This window comes from Streptomyces sp. NBC_01689 (assembly GCF_036250675.1).
In the GTDB taxonomy this organism is placed as follows: domain Bacteria; phylum Actinomycetota; class Actinomycetes; order Streptomycetales; family Streptomycetaceae; genus Streptomyces.
In genome coordinates, this window is record NZ_CP109592.1 from 8,962,973 (window position 1) to 8,979,293 (window position 16,321).

Genomic DNA, 16,321 nt, shown 5'->3' on the forward strand with positions numbered 1-16,321 from the left:
ATGACCAACCCGTTCGAGAACCCCGACGGCGTCTACTCCGTGCTGGTCAACGACGAGGGCCAGTACAGCCTGTGGCCCGACTTCGTCGACGTGCCGGCCGGCTGGACCGTCGTGCACGGTCCGGGACCGCGCCAGGAATGCCTGGAACACATCGAGACCCACTGGACCGACATGCGGCCCAAGAGCCTGGTGGAGAGCATGGAGCGGGCGGACTGACCGCGGCGGATGCTCAGTACGCGACTGACGAACGCGCGCTTCGTCACCATGGACCCGTCCCGTCCGGTCGCCCACGGTCTCGGCATCTGGCACGGCCGGATCGTGGGCCTGGACGAGGAGGTGACCGCACTGCCCGCCCGCCGGGTGGTGGACCTGCGGGGCTACGCCGGCAACGGGGTCGAACTGTTCAGCGCGGGATGGACTTACGGGGAATTCGTGGACGGCAACGGGGCCTTCCACACCGGAGCCGTACCGATCTGCTGACCGGCCGTCCCGTGGCGCGGGAGCGGGTCCTGGACGGGTGGGGGAGGGCGAGGACCCGCGGCGTCGGGCCGAGGGCCTGCCGGGGGAACCGGCCCGCGGCCCGGCGCCGTCGCCGGTGTGCCGCGGTCCCCGCCGTCTCCGTGGTACGGGCCGACGGGCACGGCGCGCCGGCCGGGGCGCCCTGCTCCCTCGCCTCCGAGGGCCCGAACTCCGTCGTGGGCGGCCGACACCCCTCAGCGGTCGTCCCCCGGCGCCGGGTCCGTGTCACGCAGCGCCCCCGCGGAGAACCAGTTCAGGGCCAGTACCAGGAGCCGGACGAGCGGGGCCGGACGGCGGCCCACGCCGTCGGTGACGCCCACCGCGACGCACAGGGCCGGCGGGGGCAGCGCCGCGGTGAGCAGACGTGGCAGGCCGAGAGAGCCGCTCCGGCCGGTCACCGGGCCTCGACCGGTGCCGGGTCGGGACAGCTGAGCCGCGCGTCGTCGCGCAAGGCGGCCGGCAGGAGCCGGTCGTCGTCACCGAGTTGGTACGCGGGACCGCACGGGTCGCGTGCGCCGCGGCGGTGTTCCCCTGGTCGAACCGGCCCTGCTGCGCGGCCGCGTGCTCCCCGCCGTGCCGGCCACCTCGACGCTCTTCTTCGCGGTCATGAACGGCGTCATGATCACCGTGGTCCTCCAGCTGGAGCTCGGGCTGCGTCGCGGTCCGCTCACCGCGGGGCTGACCCTGCTGCCGTGGTCCGCCGGGCTGGCCGTCGTGTCGTGGGCCGCCGGCGCGTACCTGGTCCCGCGCTACGGGACCCGTGTCATGCACGCGGGGGTCGCCACCCTCGCCGTCGGGCTCGGCGGTGCCGTTCTCGCCTACCGCGCCGCCCCACCCGGCACGTACCCGGACGCGCTGCCGCGCGCGCTCGTCGTGGCGGGCCTGGGCACCGGTCTGTTCACCCCGCCGTTCTTCACCGCGGCGCTGAGCGGCGTCGGCCCGCAGGAGACCGGTTCGGCGGCCGGGCTCCTCAACGCCGTCCAGCAGTCGGGCGGCACCCTCGGCGTGGCGGTGGTCGGAGGCGTGTACCTGGCCGGCGACGGCACCTCCCGCGACGCCGCGCAGACCGCTCTCGGCACGGCGGGAGCCGTCCTGGCCGCGACCGGGGTCGCCGCGGTCACCATGACGGCGCGGCCACGGAACCGGGCCGGTGCCCTCGGCCGGGTGGGGGACCACCGCCGGTGAACGGCCGTCAGGGGGTGGGGGCGCGCCGCTCCAGGGCGTCGTGGATGTGGCGGCCCACCAGGGCTCCGCCGAAGACGACGAATCCGACGCCGATGAGCCACGACTGCACGACGAGAACGGTACCGACGGTCCCGTAGCTGATGGCGTTGTTCACGATCAGCGGCGAGAACACGACGTACGAGAACCCGCGCAGGCCGACCAGGCCCGCCATCGTGGCCACCGCCCCCGGCAGCAGCGCGGGCCACGGCACGCGCTCGCCGAGCAGGAAGTGCTGCCCCCACCAGAAGAACAGGACGCCGAAGAAGACCGTGAGCGCGACCCGCACGATGGTCTCGGTGAGCCCCCCGACCAGCACCGCGCCGCTCTCCGCCTCGCTGAACAGATAAGCGGTCAGGGCGGCGAGCCACACCACGCGGCGCCACGCGTGGTGCCACGGCCCCGCGGGGATCTCCCAGATCCTCTCGTAGCCGTTCTGGACGCTCGCGGCGAAGCTGACCCCGAACAGCGCGACGGCGAGCACACTGAAGGCGCTGGTCGTGCTCAGCACCCTCCGTGGCGCGGAGAACAGCTTCTCCACCGCGTCCGCCGGGTGTCCCGACAGGCTCATGCCGTCGATCACCCAGAGGGCGAACCCACGGTGTTCGAACGGGGCCGCCGCCGCGACGACGATCAGCAGCGGTGTCAGGGTGACCAGGCTCAGGGCCGCGAACCCCATGGCCCGGTGCAGCAGCTCCAGTTCGCCGCCGTGCTGCCAGAGGCGGCCGAGAGCCGAGTCGTGCCAGACGGCTCTCGGGGTCCGGCGCCGCGGCCGTCCGGGCCGCGGCGCGTCGGAGGGGTCCGTCATGCGCACCTCGCTTCCGGGCGTCTCCGAGGCCTTTGGCTGCCTCCCGCGCGCCGAAAGGCTCCCGGCATCTGGCGCTCCTTCCCTGAGCCGGCACCCACGGACGGCCGAGCCGGAGGTCCGGCCCAGCCGCCTGGGGGAACGTTGACGGTTTCCCGCCCCGCTCGCGCGCCAAACCCGCCCCGGCGGCCTGTCACCCCGGCGGCCCGTCACCTCACCGGCCGGGCGGTCTCTCCGGCGGGAGCACCGGTGTTGACGACGAAACGCGCACATGGTCCACCTCGCGCGGACGGCGCGCGGGAGGCCGGGGCAGGCCACGACGGTGGAGTTCCACCGCCACGGGCACCGCCGTGAAGACGGACGAGTACGTGCCGACCGCGAGCCCGATGAGCAGGGCGAGCGCGAAGTCCGTCAGCGAATCCCCGCCGAGGACCGCCAGGGCGGTGAGGATGAGGGCCGCACCCATGCCCGTGTTGACGGTACGCGGCAGTGTCTGCAGGATCGCGCGGTCGGCGACCTCCGCCAGCGGCTTCCCGGCGTCGCGCCGGCGCAACTCCCTGATCCGGTCGAATACGACGACCGAGTCGTTGACCGAGTAGCCGACGACGGTGAGGAGGGCGGCCAGGAAGACGCCGTCGACGGGTTTGCCGAGCCAGGCGAAGACACCGACGAGGATGAGCACGTCGTGCGCGAGGGACGCGACCGCCGCGGTGCCGAAGAGCCAGCGGAATCGGGCCGCGAGGTAGAGCAGCTGGGCACCGAGCGCCACGGCCAGCGCGATCAGGGCGTTGCGTCGCAGTTCCTCGCCGAGACTGGGGCCGATCAGCTCGTCGCGCACCTTGTCCGCGCCATCGCCGAGCGCGCCGACGGTCCGGGTGACCGCGGCGGCTTCGGCCACGGTCAACTCCCCGGCGCGCACGGTGAGTCCGCTGTCCCCGGAGGTCTGGACGACGGCTCCGGCGACTCCCGCGCGGGCCAGGTCGGCGCGGGCGCGTTCCGGGTCCACGGGGACGCCGGTGGTGTACTCCAGCAGGCGTCCGCCGGTGAAGTCGATGCCGAACTGCAGGCCGCGCACCGCGATCCCCGCCGAGGCGAGCACGAGGACGGCGGCGGAAGCGGCCAGCCAGCGGCGCGGTCGGCGCATCAGACCCGGTCCCCGGCGCAGGAGACGTTCCCGGACCCGGCCGGGTGTCGCGACGCCCGTCACGCCCGGTCGGCGGCGCGCCCACCGGCGGGACGCGGCGTGCTCGGCGAGCACACGCGTGACCACCAACGCGCTGAACATCGACGCCACGACACCGATGCCGAGGGTGACACCGAAGCCCCGGACCGGCCCCGAGGCGAGGAAGAACAGCAGCACGGCCGCGATCAGCGTCGTGATGTTGGAGTCGGCGATCGCGCTGAAGGCGTTGCGGAATCCGGCGGTGAGGGCCGAGCGCGTACTGGGCCGGCGCCGGGTGGTGTACTCCTCGCGGGCGCGTTCGAAGACGAGCACGTTGGCGTCCACGGCCATGCCGATCGCCAGCACGAATCCGGCCAGGCCGGGAAGGGTCAGCGTGGCACCGAGGGCGGCCAGCGCGGCGTACGAGATCAAGCCGTGGCAGAGCAGGGCCACCGCGGCCAGGAATCCCATCACCCGATAGACGCCGATGATGAACAGCGAGGTCAGGGCGGTGCCGATGACCGCGGCCCAGGCACTTGCGGTGATGGCGCGTGCCCCCAGGGTGGGTCCGACGGTGTGCTGTTCGACGGTCTCGACCGGAACGGGAAGCGCGCCGCCGTTGATGAGCAGGGCCAGCTCCCGGGCCTCGGCGTCGTCGAAGGAACCGGTGATCCGGGTGGAGCCGCCCGGGATGCCCGTCCCGCAGGACACCGACGGGTCGATCTGCGGAGCGGAGATGATCCTGTCGTCGAGGACGATCGCGACGCGGCGTGCCGGGTCACCGGCCGGACGGCAGGCGGCCTCCCCGGTCAGCCGGGTCCACCGGTCACGGCCCGCGCGGTCGAAGTCGAGGGTCACGTGCCAGCCGGCGCCCGTCTCCTGGTCGAAGCGCGCGGCGGCGCCCTTGACGTCCTTTCCGGTCAGGGCGCTGTTCCCGGCGAGGCGCAGACGGTGTCCCGACTCGTCGGGCAGGACGCGTTCCCGGGCGTTCCCGCGCCGGTCTGCCGGGCCGTCGGCCGTGCCGAGCACCGGGTGGAAGGTGAGCTGCGCGGTACGGCCCAGCACACCGGCCGCCTCCTCGGGGTCCCGTACTCCCGGCAGTTCGACGATGATCCGGTTGCTGCCGGAGCGGACGAGGGTGGGTTCGGCGACGCCCAGCGCGTCGACGCGCCCGCGGAGCACCTCCAGCGTGCGGTCCGTCGCCTCACGGCCCGCCTCGGCCGACGGGGTGGAGCGGGTCTCCAGGACGATCTGGGTGCCGCCGCGCAGATCGAGTCCGAGACGGACCGGCACGGTGCAGGCGATGTACGACGACAGGGCGATCACGGCGAGGGCGAGCAGCGCCCTCACCCGGGTGGAGCGGATCAACGGTGGGCCTCCGGCGGGCACACCGCGAGCGCGGTCGGCGCGGTCGCGGCGAACGAGGGGGAACGGGACGGGTGTCAGCTGCCGGATGGCCCGGGAGGTGCCCGCCCGCGGTCGGGGACCGGAAGGCCGGGGGAGCGGTGCGCGGATTCGGTGCCGGGTGGTGTGTGGAGGGGGACGGGCGCGGGGACGGCCGCCCTGTCGGCGGTGGTGGCCTGGTGAACGGGCGGCGCCGGGCGTTCGGCCCCGGACGCGGAGCGGCCGCCCGCCCTGACGGAGCAGACCGCGGCGCACTCCTCGTGGGCCAGGGGGACGGCACCAGGACGGTCGTCGGTGGCGTCACCCGTACGGGCCGGGAGGCCGGCCGCCATCGCACCGTCTCCGACCTGGCCCGTCCGACCCGTCGGTGGACCGCTCACGGTGACCGTGGTGAACAGCGCGAGCAGGAGGGCCGACAGGACGGCGACGGCCGTCAGGACGGCCCCGGACCCGGTGGCGCGGCGCCGGCCACCGGTCACGTGACGGGCGGGGCGCGAGGCGTCGTGCATGCACCGTCCTCGTTTCGTGATGGTGTCCGGTGGCGCGGCCCGGGCCGGTCAGGGTTCGACGAGGCCGGCGCGGATGGCGTAGCGGGTGAGGTCAAGACGGTCGCGCAGGCCGAGCTTGTGCAGCAGGTTGGCGCGGTGCCGCTGGACGGTCTTGACGCTGATGAAGAGCAGGTCGGCGATCTCCCTGGAGGAGTAGCCCTCCGCAACGAGCTTGAGGACCTCCTCCTCACGGTGTGTCACGGCCTGCTCGGAGGTCTCCTCGCCGTGGCGGACACGGTCGAGGTAGTTGCGGATGAGGGCGGTGATCGCGCCGGGGTGGAGGAACGGCTCGTCGCGCATCGCGCTCCGGCAGGCGGCCACCAGGTCCCGGTCCGCGACGGACTTCAGGACGTACCCGCAGGCTCCGGCCTTCAGGGCCTGGAAGAAGTACTGCTCGTTGTCGTGCATCGTGAGCATCAGGATGCGCAGTCCGGGCTTGAGCGAAGCCAGTTCGCGGGTGGCCTGCAGCCCGGTCAGACGGGGCATCGCGATGTCCAGGACGGCGAGGTCGATGTCGTGCGCGCGGGCCATCTCGATCGCCTCCGCGCCGTCCCCGGCCTCGGCGACGACTTCGAGGTCCGGTTCGCGGTCGAGGATCAGCCGCACTCCGCGCCGTACCAGCGCGTGGTCGTCGGCGAGCAGAATGCGGATCGGGGCGGTTCCGGTCATGGTCACGGCCGCTTCCCGGGAACCGGCGCGGTCAGTCGGATCCGGGTACCGGTACGGGCCGCGGGTGTGATGTCCAGGGCGGCGCCGATCAGCAGGGCACGCTCGCGCATACCGCGGATCCCGGCACCCTCGCAGGCGGCCTCGATTCCGCGGCCGTCGTCGGCGACCGCGAGCACCACGGCGCCGTCGGTGCGGCGCAGGCTGACCTCCGCCCGTTCGGCGTCCGCGTGGCGGGCCACGTTCGTCAGACTCTCCTGTGCCACGCGGTAGAGAACCAGTTCCGTCTCCGGCTCCAGGGCCGGCAGGTCGGCGTCGAAATGGCGCACCACGCGCAGCCCGGTGTGCGTGGCGAAGTCGTGGGTCAGCGAGGTCATCGCGCTGACCAGACCGAGGTCGTCGAGGACGCCGGGGCGCAGCCTGCGGACCAGACGGCGGACCTCGTCGAGGCTTCCCCGGGTGATCTCCTGGGCCTGGTGCAGCTCGTCGCGCAGCGGTCCGTCCGCGTCGTCCGCGGCGCGCTTGAGGGCCAGCAGGATCGCGGTCATGCTCTGCCCGACCTCGTCGTGCAGCTCGTGCGCGATACGGCGCCGTTCGGCCTCCTGGGCCAGCAGGACGCGGGCACTGCTGGTGGCCCGCTCCTGTTCGAGCCGGTCGAGCATCGCGTTGAAGGCGCGGATCAGCTCGGCGACCTCGCCCCCGCCCCGTGCGGGCAGCCGTTGACCGGGACGCAGCAGGTCGACGGTGGTCATCAGCCCGGTCAGCCGGACCAGTGGGGCCAGCCCCCAGCCCAGCAGCGCGGCGTTGGCGACCAGCATGACGGCCAGACCGCCCACCAGGATGACGGCCTCCGTGAGCACGACCGGAACCGAGACGGTCACCGGAGCCCAGAGCAGCAGCGCGGTGGCCGTACCCAGCACCACGGCGTTGAGCCCGAAGATCCGCCAGAACAGGGACATCGGGGTGGAGCCTCCTTCGTCGACGAGGCCCGCACGGCGGGCATCGCGCACCTCGGACGAGGTGCGGCCCCTGCGCCGGATCAGGCCTGCCGCCAGCCTGCGGTCCCCCGCGCGCCGGGTCCATGGGGTCCAGCGCCCATTTCCCGCGGCCCGCCCCACCCACGTCCACAGGTGTCCGCGCGGCGTGGATGCCCCGACCCCGCGCAAATGGAGCCTGGCCCCTATAGGTTTCCGCGGACCGGACGACCAGGCTCGGGGCATGTCGCACCGCTCCGCCGACCAGGCCCCGCGAAAGGAACGCACCATGCCGCTCGAGACCACCCGGACCGAACCGCGCCGCGACCGACCGACGGCTCAGGAGGCCCGCCGGCGTCTCGACCACGCCCGCGGGACCCGGCTGATCCAGCTGCGCGCGCTCACCGGCGGCGGGCAGACCACCGACGACCACCTGACGTCCGCGCAGAAGCACTCCATCGAACAGGTGCTCAAAGAGATCGACGCGGCCATCGCCCGGGTCGAGGACGGCACGTACGGAGCGTGTCTGGGCTGTGCGAAGCCCGTCCCGGCGGAGCGCCTGGAGATCCTCCCGTACACACGCCACTGCGTCACCTGCCGACGCCGGGCCACCTGACCGCCGTCCGTCCCGCCCCCGCCGCCGGCCTCTCCCCAGGTGTCCCACCGCGCCCACACCCCCGTCCCCAGCCCCGCCCCCGTCTTCTCCCGTCCCTGTTCCGACACCCGTCAACTGTCCTGCCCGAGGGGTGAAGTGGTGAACAACCAGATCTTCGGCGTCCGCGCCGCACGAACCGCGCCCGCGGACCTCGATCTCCCGGCGCTGCGCGAGAACCTGCTCGAACAGCGTCTCTTCCGCCTGGAACAGCTGCGGCAGATCGCCGCCACGGACCGTGCCGACGCGCCGCTCCGGCAGCGGGACGACTCGCGGACCGAGGTCCGCGTCCAACTCGCCGCGTCCGCCCGTATGGTGCTCGCCGACGTCGAAGCCGCTCTCGCGCGCATGGACGAGGGCGGGTACGGCGCCTGCGGACTGTGCCGGCGTCCCATCGCGAGCGAGCGGCTGGCGATCGTGCCGCAGGCCCGTTACTGCACCCCCTGCCAGCAGGTCAGGGAGGCGGGCCGGTGAACAGGACACGCCGACTGCGCGCCGGAGCGCGCCCCGCCCGGCACCGGCCCTGGCCCCTGTGCCGCAAGTGCTGCGGGATCGCCCTCGACATGGGCAGCGCCCGTACCCGGGCCTGGATCGCGGGCCGGGGACTGGTCCTCGACGTCCCCACGGTCACCTTCCCGGGGGCCGGTGTCGTGTACCCGGTCCAGCGCGGGACCATCGTCGACACCGCGGGAGCGGCCCGGATGCTGGACCGGCTGCTCGGCCACCGACTGCCCGGCGGCGCGCGCCCGCTGATCGTCGTGACCACCCCCGTCCTGGACGGAGTCTCCTACCGGGCGGCGGCGCGCACGGCGTTGGAGGTGCTGCGGCCGCACGGGGTCATCACGGTCCCCGGTGCCCGCGCCATCGCGCTGGGCGCGGGTGCCGACCTGTCCCGGCCGCTGCTCGTCGTGGACGTCGGCGCCCACCTCACCGAGGTGGTGCTCCTCGCGGACGGCGGCGTCGTCGACGCGCACCGCACCGCTCTGGGCACCGGCGACCTCGACACCGCACCGGCGTCGCGTATCGGTGAGGCGGTGGCGTCCATGGTGACCACGATGCTGCGCCAGGACCGTACGTCGCTCACCCTCGACGCCCTGGACAGGGGCGCGCTGCTGGCCGGTGGAGGTGCCCTGCGCCCGGAGATCACCTACCGCCTCACCCGCGGACTGCGCACGCCCCTGCGTACGGTCGCGGCGCCGCACACCGCCGCGGTCCGCGGGGCGGCGGCCGTCCTGCAAGCGGCGCACGCGCATCCCTCGGTGACCGGATCCGTCACCCCGGCGGCGGCGGACCGGGCATGACCCGGCCCGGCCCCGGCCCGTGCGCACCCCGCGTCACGAGATCCGCCCCGCACCATCGCACACCACCGCACACCACGATCCGGCTGCCCGGCCGGGGAAGGGAGGACACCATGGCAGGCGGCACTCCCGAGGCATCGTCGCCCGCTGAGGAGCCTCCGGAACCCAGGAACCTCATGGAGCCCACGGAATCCCACGGGTCCGAGAAATCCGCAGGGCCCAAGGACCTCGCGCACCACCTGGAACCCAAGGACTTCGCGCACGACCTGGACCCGACGGACCCTGCGCATCACCTGGAACCCACGGAACCTCCGCACCACCCGGAACCCCCGCCCGACGACCTCCCGCGCCTCATGCTGTGGCGGCTGCGCGCCAGTCCACTGCGCCGCCGCAGCGACCTGCTGCAGGCCTGGGTCGGCATCGGCCTGCTGCTGGCCGTCCTGGCGGCGGCCCCGGCGGCCATTTTCCTCGTGGGGGACACCGCGTACCGGCACTACACGCGGGCCGCCGAGCGTCAGCGCCAGGTGAGGGAGCCGGTCGTCGCGGTGCTCCTCCAGGACGTCCCGCGCCATCCCGAGCCCGGTTCGACGGAGGAGAAGGAGACCCTCTATCCAGTCCGGGTCCGCTTCACCGACCCCGCCGGGCACCCCCGCACGGCGAAGACCGAGGCGCGCCCCGGGCTGACGGCCGGCAGCACCCTCCGGCTCTGGTCCGACCCGCGGGGACGGCTCACCGGGCCGCCGCTGACCACCGACCAGATCCGCAGCCGCTGCATGGGCTGGGCGCTCACCGGCGCCCTGGCCGTCACCCTGCTCGGAGGGCTCGCGTACGGAGCCACCGACCTCGTCCTGCGGCGGCGCAACCTGGCCGAGTGGGACGCGGCCTGGGCCAGGACGGCACCGGGCTGGACCGCCTCCGCCTGACCCGGCCGCGGGCCACGGCCCGCGGCGGAACCGGACGGCGACCGGCCGGCCATGGCCCGGTCATGGGCCGGTCATGGGCCGGTCGCCGGGCGATGACCGGACCGGTGGCGCGCCCCGAGCCGGCCGTCATCGGTGTCCGCCCAGCTCACGACCGCCTTCACGCACCTCACCCCAGCACCTGCCCGAAAGAATGAATCGGCTCCCGATTCCCGCGTGTCCCGCCGCCGGAGACCTCACTGTCGGTACGGCGACGGCGGTACGGGCACCGGGGTACGAGGACAAGGGGTGGCGTGGGATTGGAACGGCTGGAGGAGCCGCGACCGGTTTCCCTCGAGGAACGGGCGCGCTACCGGTTCGACCGCACGTTGGCCCGCAGCACGGGCACCCTGATGGGCTGGCTGGTGATCACCTGTCTGGCCGTCGTGGTCCCGGTGAGCGCACTCCTGGTCTGGACGGACCCCGCTTCCCCACGTTCGCTGCCGGGGCGGCTGTCGGCGGTGTGGCGGACCAGCGCCGAGACACTGCGCCTGGGCGCGGTGACCGGCACCCCGCTGCGCATGCTGCTCTCCGCCGTGCTCGGACTGGTCGCCCTGCTGTGCGTGTCGACCCTCGTCGGGGTCATCACCACCGGCCTGGCCGACCGCCTTGCCGAACTGAGCCGCGGCAGGTCGACGGTGATCGAGGAGGGCCACGCCGTCGTGCTCGGCTGGTCGGACCAGGTGGGCACGGTGGTGGGCGAACTGCTCGCCGCCCGGGCCGGACACCGGCCGCGGGCCATCGTCCTGCTCGCCGACCGGGACAAGACGGAGATGGAGCGGACGCTGGCCCTCCTGGTCGGTCCGCCGGCGCGGGCCCGGATCATCTGCCGCAGCGGCCCGGCGAGCGACCCCGACGTCCTCGCGCTGGTCAGCCCGCGCACGGCGAGCACCGTACTGGTGCTGCCCTCCGGCGAGCCGACGGCCGACGCCGAAGTCCTGCGCGTACTGCTGGCGCTGCGCGCGGTGCTGGGCGACGGCCCGGACGGCCCTCCGGTGCTGGCCGCCGTCCGGGACGACCGTTACCGTGCGCCGGCCCGGCTGGCCGCCGGGCCACGCGGCACGGTCCTGGAGTCCGACACCGTCACGGCGCGGCTGATCGCGCAGTGCGTCGGCCGGCCGGGCCTCTCCCTGGTCCTGCGTGACCTGCTGGACTTCGCCGGCGACGAGTTCCACCTCGCCGACGGCTCCGCGTTCCACGGGAGCACCTTCGGCACGGTCCTGCTGGGGCACGCCACCTCCTGCGTGATCGGACTGCTCACGCCCGGCGGACATACGCTGCTGAACCCGCCCACCGACACCGTGGTCGTGCCGGGCAGCCGCCTGATCGTCCTCGCGCGCGACGAGGACACGACCCGGCTGGAGGACTGCCGGCATCTCGTCGACCACGCGGCCGTCGTCACCGGCCCGCCCCCGGCGGACGCCGCCGCCCACCTGCTGCTCCTCGGCTGGAACCGGCGGGCGCCGCTCGTCGTGGACCAGTTGCGGCGCACGGCCCACCCGGGTTCCGTACTGCACGTGATCACGGACCGGGCCGTACCCGGACCGGCGCGGGAACCGGAGACGGCGGCCGCCGCCCGGCTGACCGTGCGGTTCCAGTCCGCCGACCTGTCGCGGCCCGAGACCCTGCTCGGGCTCGACCTCGCCCCGTACGACGGGATGGTCGTCCTCGGACCCGATCCGGGCGACGGACCCGAACGGCCCGACGACCGGACCCTCGTCACCCTGCTGGCGGTGCGACTGCTGGAGGACCGGACCGGACGCGAGATGCGCGTGGTCACCGAACTGGTCGACGACCGCAACCGGCCGCTGGCACCTCTCAACCCCGGCTCCGACGTCATCGTGAGCGGCGAACTGACCGGACTGCTCATGGCGCAGATCGCACAGAACCGGCACCTCGCGGCCGTCTTCGACGAGTTGTTCTCCGCGGAGGGCAGCACCATCTGTCTGCGGCCCGCCGGGCACTACGTCCGCCCGGGTGCCGAGGCCAGTTTCGCCACCGTGGTGGCCGCGGCGCGCGACCGGGGCGAGTGCGCCCTCGGATACCGTCGTCACGACCGGCGCGCGACGCTCCCGGACCTGGGCGTCCGGCTCAACCCCCACAAGGGCGAGCGGCGCGTATGGGACGCCGAGGACCAGGTGGTCGTCGTGGCGTCCGAACCGGCCGACCCCCCGGCCCCACCCGGAACCGACCCAAGGGAATCGCGGGCCGGCCGGAAGGACGCGAGGCCGCACCCCCGGTGATCGGGGCATCGGCGTCGACGGTCCTGCCTTCGCACGTCCCCCGTCCGCTTTTCGTGCTCTAAGTGCAGCAGAGGTATCGCAATACACAAGCCTGTCGCGCCCTCGCGGATGAGGAAAACGGACCAACTGCGACTGATTGATACACTGACCCATCATGAGAGCCGACGCCGCACGCAATCTGGCCGCGGTCCTGCGCACCGGGGCCCGCCTTCTCGCCGACGACCCGAGCACCTCGATCTCGGCCATCGCCGCGGCGGCGGGCGTGGACCGCACCACCGTCCACCGCCGTTTCGCCACCCGCGAGGCGCTGCTCGACGCCGTGTTCCAGGCGAAGCTCGACTCCGCCTCGCGAGTCCTCGACGAGGCCCGGCTGACCGAGGCTCCGGTGGCCGTCGCCCTGCACCGCTACGTCGAGGGGATCATCCCGGTCAGCCGGGAGTGGCCCGTCGACACCCGCCGCATGATGCAGGCGGACCCGAAGGCCCGCGACCCGCGCGAGGAACAGAGCCGGCGGCTCGACGACTTCCTCCGGCGCGCCGCCGACGAAGGCTTCCTGCGCGCCGACGTCCCGCAGGCATGGGCACGCGGCCTCCTCGACGACCTGGTGGACAGCGCCGCGCACCGGTTCCCCGGCATCGAGCCCCCGCGGGCGGCCGATCTGGTCGTCGACATGTTCCTCAACGGGGTCGGCAGGGCCTGACCGCCTGCCGGCCCGTGCGACGAACGGCCGGACACGCGCCCACGGATCCATGGGCGGAATCCCCCGTCCGGTTCCTCCGTTCGCCTCCCGCGTCCGGCTCCCAGGCCGGGTTCCCGCCGCTTTCGCCCGAACGGGCGTGCCCGCCGGTCTCCCGTGCGCCGTCTCCACTCCCGTTCACGGACACAGGGCAGTTGTCACCCCCGTGCCGCACGCGTCTCACCCGATTGGACCGTGTGACCGAGCCGGGCGGCTCCTGCGCGTGAACGATCTGGTGCCGTAGGCATCCAGAGAAAGCGAGAACGGCATGCGGACATCTGCGGATTCTGGCTCGCGACGCCGAATACGGCGCTCCCGCACCGCGGCGGCGGGCTGTGCCGTCGCCGCCCTGTGCACGGCCGGGGTGGCTCCGGCCGCCGCGGACGGCGGCACCAGACCCACCATCGTGCTGATCCACGGTGCCTTCGCGGACGGCTCGAGCTGGAACGGGGTGATCGAACGGCTCGAAAGCCATGGCTACACCGTCATGGCGCCGGCCAACCCGCTGCGCGGGCTGTACAGCGACTCCGCCTACATCGCCTCCGTGCTGAAGAGCGTCAAGGGCCCGATCGTGCTCGCCGGTCATTCCTACGGCGGTGCCGTGATCAGCACCGCCGCGGAGGGCAACCCCCAGGTGAAGTCCCTGGTGTACATCTCGGCGCTGATGCCGGACGTGGGGGAGAGCGGCATGTCGCTGGGCGCCCGGTTCCCCAGCGCCCTCGGGACCGCCACCGACTCCGTGCCCTATCAGGCCGGCAACGGTGTCAGCGGGACCGACCTGTATCTCAAGCGGGACAAGGTGCACTCGGTCTTCGCCGCCTGCCTGCCCGAGAGCCAGGCGAACCTGCTGGCCGTCACCCAGCGGCCCGCGGCCACCACCGCGTTCTCGGAGACGGCCAAGGTCGCCGCCTGGAAGACCATCCCCTCCTGGGCCCTCGTCGGCCGCCAGGACATGACGATCAACCCCGCACAGGAACGCTTCGAGGCCGAACGGGCCCACTCCCACACGGTGGAGATCAACTCCTGTCATGTGTCCCTGATCGCCCACCCCGACGCGGTGGCCGACCTGATCCTCCAGGCGGCCGGCGCGTCCGCGACCGGGTCGGACCGCCCCGCACTGGCGAACACCGGTGTCGCCGGGAGCGGCCGGGGCATGGCCGGACTCGGCGGGATCGCCGGCGCGTCGCTGGCGTCCGGTGCGGCCGCTGTACTCCTCAGCCGGCGACCGGGACGCCGTACACACTGACCCACCCGGAACCGGACCGCACGGATCGGCCGTGTCCGGCACCGCCGCCTCTCCCGGTGCGGTGCCGTGCTCCGGGAGCCCCGCCGCTGCCCGCGGCGGTCCGCTCCACCGGGCCGCGGCGATCCGCGGAGGCGGCGTGATCCGCGAAGGCGGAGCCGCCCACGAGCCGTACTTGACGATCCATCAAGTGACGGACTTTTCCCCTGTCGCTCGCCCGCTACTGAACGTACACTGACAACTCATAGGGATTCGGGCGTGATTGACTGGGGGAGCCGTCATGTCCTGGAACAACAATGACCTGCCCGGCGGGTTCGTCGTCCCGCCGATGCCCACCGCACCGCCACCCGCCCCGACGGACGGCCTGAGAGCGGTCGCGGTGGCGGTGCTGAACCTCTCCGGGCTGGGCCTGGGTTATGCGCTGATGCGTCGCTGGGGCCTGATGGCGGTCTGCTGGGTCGCGACCGCGCTGCTGCTCGTGGTGGCCCTGCCCGCCGATCCGGACGGCGTCCCCGGCGCGGCGGTCGTCCTCTATCCGGTCCTTCTCGGGCTCGCCGCCGTCCACGGAGCGTTCCTGGGCCTGCGGACCCGTCTCCTGTGGCCGCCGCGGGCGTGGCTGGCGATCGCACTCGGAGTCGTCCTCCTGGCCGTGCCCGCGGGAGGTGTCGTCCTGTACGGAGACGCGCGGGACCGGGCGACCGAGGCGATGCTCCTGGAGCGACTGGAACGGGCCGACAAGCTCGTCCGGGAGTCCGGGAAGCAGTCGTTCACGACCGCGGAGTCCGACTACCGCCGGGCGCTGGCCGCCTACCGGGGTCTGCGCGACGACCATCCCGGCTCCAAGGCGGCCGACCGGGTGCCCGACCGGCTCAAGACCTTCTACAGCACGGTGGGTTCGCCCTATGCCCAGAAGAACTACTGCGACGCCATAGCGCCGTTGAAGTACCTGCGGACGGTCCCGGGAACCATGGGCAGGAAACAGCTCGGGTCGCTGTCCACCTGGCCGGACGACCGGCTGGCGACCTCGCTGTACGAGTGCGCGTCCGAGGCGCTCGGGCGCGGTGACGCCGACTGGACGACACACTTCGGCGACCTCCTGTCGACGTTCCCGCGGTCCGGGCCGGCCGGAAAGGTGGAACCCGCGGTGAGCGCGGAGGTCGACCGGGCGGTGAAGCAGGTGGGCGGGAGCGACCCCTGCTCGGCGGTCGAGCACCTCAGGAGTCTCAGCACTCAGGTCACCGCGCTCCCGGGTGACGACGCCGGGGTGACCGCGGCCCTCGGCAGGGACGCCGACCGGGCGGACACGAACGCGGACTCGGGCACGTACGCCTGCGGTGTGCGTCAGTACAAGGACAAGCGGTTCGGTGATGCCCTCACCACCATGAACGAGTTCGTCAAGAGCAACCCGCACGCCAAGAACCGGGCCCGCGCGCAGAAGATCGCCATCGCGGCGGAGGTCGCCCAGACGGTGCCCGCGGCGGGCCGGAGTCTGCCGACGACGGCGTCCGGCGGCAGCATCGCCGTCACCGTCAAGAACGACAGTCCCGACGACATCACGGTGATGTACACGGGGCCGGTGACCGGCAGCTTCTCCCTGAAGGCCTGCGGGAGTTGCACCACCTACTCCTTCACGAGCACGATCCTGTCCGGCTTCTCGCCGTGTCACGACAGCGGGAAGAACTACCCGCAGCGGACCATCCGGCTGCCGGTCGGCACCACCTACTTCGTCCACAAGTCCCGGACCGGCACGGGGAAGTCGCCCGCCTCCGACACCGCCAAGCTGAGGCCCGGCTACATCTACACCGAGTGCGCCTACATGACGAGCCTGAACTACTGACGACGGCGGCGGCCGCCGATGACGGGGGGCACCGTCCGGAAGCGGACGGTGCCC

The 16,321-nt window shown here is 73.4% G+C and carries 17 protein-coding genes; 11 read left to right on the plus strand and 6 right to left on the minus strand.

Annotated elements, in window-relative coordinates; translation table 11 throughout:
• Together OG776_RS38395 and OG776_RS38400 are read left to right on the plus strand one after the other, a co-directional pair.
• A complete protein-coding gene (locus OG776_RS38395; RefSeq protein WP_148012618.1) occupies positions 1-216 on the plus strand; it encodes an MbtH family protein in 216 nt (71 codons plus the stop codon).
• Positions 217-225: 9 nt separating this feature from the next.
• Positions 226-480 carry a hypothetical protein gene (locus OG776_RS38400; RefSeq protein WP_329323831.1) on the plus strand — a complete coding sequence of 85 codons (255 nt, stop codon included), beginning with the start codon at positions 226-228 and terminating at the stop codon, positions 478-480.
• 233 nt (positions 481-713) lie between these two features.
• On the opposite strand, the gene OG776_RS38405 is transcribed toward OG776_RS38400, so the two are convergent.
• A complete protein-coding gene (locus tag OG776_RS38405) occupies positions 714-917 on the minus strand; it encodes a hypothetical protein (protein WP_329323383.1) in 204 nt (67 codons plus the stop codon).
• Between the two features lie 112 nt (positions 918-1,029).
• On the opposite strand from OG776_RS38405, the gene OG776_RS38410 reads away from it, so the two are divergent.
• A complete protein-coding gene (locus OG776_RS38410) occupies positions 1,030-1,704 on the plus strand; it encodes an MFS transporter (RefSeq protein ID WP_329323385.1) in 675 nt (224 codons plus the stop codon).
• 7 nt (positions 1,705-1,711) lie between these two features.
• Here the strand turns inward: OG776_RS38410 and OG776_RS38415 are convergent, their stop codons facing one another.
• From OG776_RS38415 to OG776_RS38435, 5 genes are all read right to left on the minus strand, one after another.
• The gene (locus tag OG776_RS38415) at positions 1,712-2,548 is read right to left on the minus strand and encodes a ribonuclease BN (protein ID WP_148012614.1); all 837 of its coding nucleotides are present in this window, start codon (positions 2,546-2,548) and stop codon (positions 1,712-1,714) included.
• Positions 2,549-2,759: 211 nt separating this feature from the next.
• Positions 2,760-5,075 carry a protein translocase subunit SecD gene (gene secD / locus OG776_RS38420; RefSeq protein ID WP_329326602.1) on the minus strand — a complete coding sequence of 772 codons (2,316 nt, stop codon included), beginning with the start codon at positions 5,073-5,075 and terminating at the stop codon, positions 2,760-2,762.
• A gap of 74 nt (positions 5,076-5,149) precedes the next feature.
• On the minus strand, positions 5,150-5,620 hold the full coding sequence (locus tag OG776_RS38425) for a hypothetical protein (RefSeq protein ID WP_148012612.1): 471 nt from the start codon (positions 5,618-5,620) through the stop codon (positions 5,150-5,152).
• Positions 5,621-5,668: 48 nt separating this feature from the next.
• Positions 5,669-6,328, minus strand: coding sequence for a response regulator transcription factor (locus OG776_RS38430; protein WP_329323812.1), 660 nt, complete (start codon positions 6,326-6,328; stop codon positions 5,669-5,671).
• Positions 6,329-6,330: 2 nt separating this feature from the next.
• Complete coding sequence (locus tag OG776_RS38435; protein WP_187285899.1) at positions 6,331-7,284, minus strand: HAMP domain-containing sensor histidine kinase; 954 nt, start codon at positions 7,282-7,284, stop codon at positions 6,331-6,333.
• A gap of 304 nt (positions 7,285-7,588) precedes the next feature.
• Here OG776_RS38435 and OG776_RS38440 point away from each other — a divergent pair, with 304 nt between their 5' ends.
• From OG776_RS38440 to OG776_RS38475, 8 genes are all read left to right on the plus strand, one after another.
• Entirely contained in the window at positions 7,589-7,915 is a 327-nt protein-coding gene (locus OG776_RS38440; RefSeq protein WP_148012611.1) for a TraR/DksA family transcriptional regulator, read from the plus strand.
• Between the two features lie 135 nt (positions 7,916-8,050).
• On the plus strand, positions 8,051-8,425 hold the full coding sequence (locus OG776_RS38445; RefSeq protein WP_329323388.1) for a TraR/DksA family transcriptional regulator: 375 nt from the start codon (positions 8,051-8,053) through the stop codon (positions 8,423-8,425).
• An 89-nt stretch (positions 8,426-8,514) separates the two neighbouring features.
• Entirely contained in the window at positions 8,515-9,252 is a 738-nt protein-coding gene (locus tag OG776_RS38450) for a rod shape-determining protein (protein WP_329323813.1), read from the plus strand.
• 173 nt (positions 9,253-9,425) lie between these two features.
• Positions 9,426-10,172, plus strand: coding sequence for an Rv1733c family protein (locus OG776_RS38455; protein ID WP_329323389.1), 747 nt, complete (start codon positions 9,426-9,428; stop codon positions 10,170-10,172).
• Between the two features lie 296 nt (positions 10,173-10,468).
• Entirely contained in the window at positions 10,469-12,451 is a 1,983-nt protein-coding gene (locus tag OG776_RS38460; protein WP_410093270.1) for a CASTOR/POLLUX-related putative ion channel, read from the plus strand.
• Positions 12,452-12,605: 154 nt separating this feature from the next.
• Complete coding sequence (locus tag OG776_RS38465) at positions 12,606-13,151, plus strand: TetR/AcrR family transcriptional regulator (protein WP_148012643.1); 546 nt, start codon at positions 12,606-12,608, stop codon at positions 13,149-13,151.
• A gap of 304 nt (positions 13,152-13,455) precedes the next feature.
• Positions 13,456-14,433 carry an alpha/beta fold hydrolase gene (locus OG776_RS38470; RefSeq protein ID WP_329323390.1) on the plus strand — a complete coding sequence of 326 codons (978 nt, stop codon included), beginning with the start codon at positions 13,456-13,458 and terminating at the stop codon, positions 14,431-14,433.
• Between the two features lie 277 nt (positions 14,434-14,710).
• Complete coding sequence (locus OG776_RS38475; RefSeq protein ID WP_329323391.1) at positions 14,711-16,267, plus strand: hypothetical protein; 1,557 nt, start codon at positions 14,711-14,713, stop codon at positions 16,265-16,267.
• Positions 16,268-16,321: the final 54 nt, after the last annotated feature.

Bases quoted from the DNA above. Each gene is read 5' to 3' on its own strand.
- OG776_RS38455 (WP_329323389.1), top strand. From the start codon at position 9,426: ATGGAGCCCACGGAATCCCACGGGTCCGAGAAATCCGCAGGGCCCAAG.
- OG776_RS38425 (WP_148012612.1), bottom strand. From the start codon at position 5,620: ATGCACGACGCCTCGCGCCCCGCCCGTCACGTGACCGGTGGCCGGCGC.
- OG776_RS38440 (WP_148012611.1), top strand. From the start codon at position 7,589: ATGCCGCTCGAGACCACCCGGACCGAACCGCGCCGCGACCGACCGACG.
- OG776_RS38465 (WP_148012643.1), top strand. From the start codon at position 12,606: ATGAGAGCCGACGCCGCACGCAATCTGGCCGCGGTCCTGCGCACCGGG.
- OG776_RS38435 (WP_187285899.1), bottom strand. From the start codon at position 7,284: ATGTCCCTGTTCTGGCGGATCTTCGGGCTCAACGCCGTGGTGCTGGGT.
- OG776_RS38450 (WP_329323813.1), top strand. From the start codon at position 8,515: ATGGGCAGCGCCCGTACCCGGGCCTGGATCGCGGGCCGGGGACTGGTC.
- OG776_RS38395 (WP_148012618.1), top strand. From the start codon at position 1: ATGACCAACCCGTTCGAGAACCCCGACGGCGTCTACTCCGTGCTGGTC.
- OG776_RS38400 (WP_329323831.1), top strand. From the start codon at position 226: ATGCTCAGTACGCGACTGACGAACGCGCGCTTCGTCACCATGGACCCG.
- OG776_RS38475 (WP_329323391.1), top strand. From the start codon at position 14,711: ATGTCCTGGAACAACAATGACCTGCCCGGCGGGTTCGTCGTCCCGCCG.
- OG776_RS38415 (WP_148012614.1), bottom strand. From the start codon at position 2,548: ATGACGGACCCCTCCGACGCGCCGCGGCCCGGACGGCCGCGGCGCCGG.
- OG776_RS38430 (WP_329323812.1), bottom strand. From the start codon at position 6,328: ATGACCGGAACCGCCCCGATCCGCATTCTGCTCGCCGACGACCACGCG.
- OG776_RS38470 (WP_329323390.1), top strand. From the start codon at position 13,456: ATGCGGACATCTGCGGATTCTGGCTCGCGACGCCGAATACGGCGCTCC.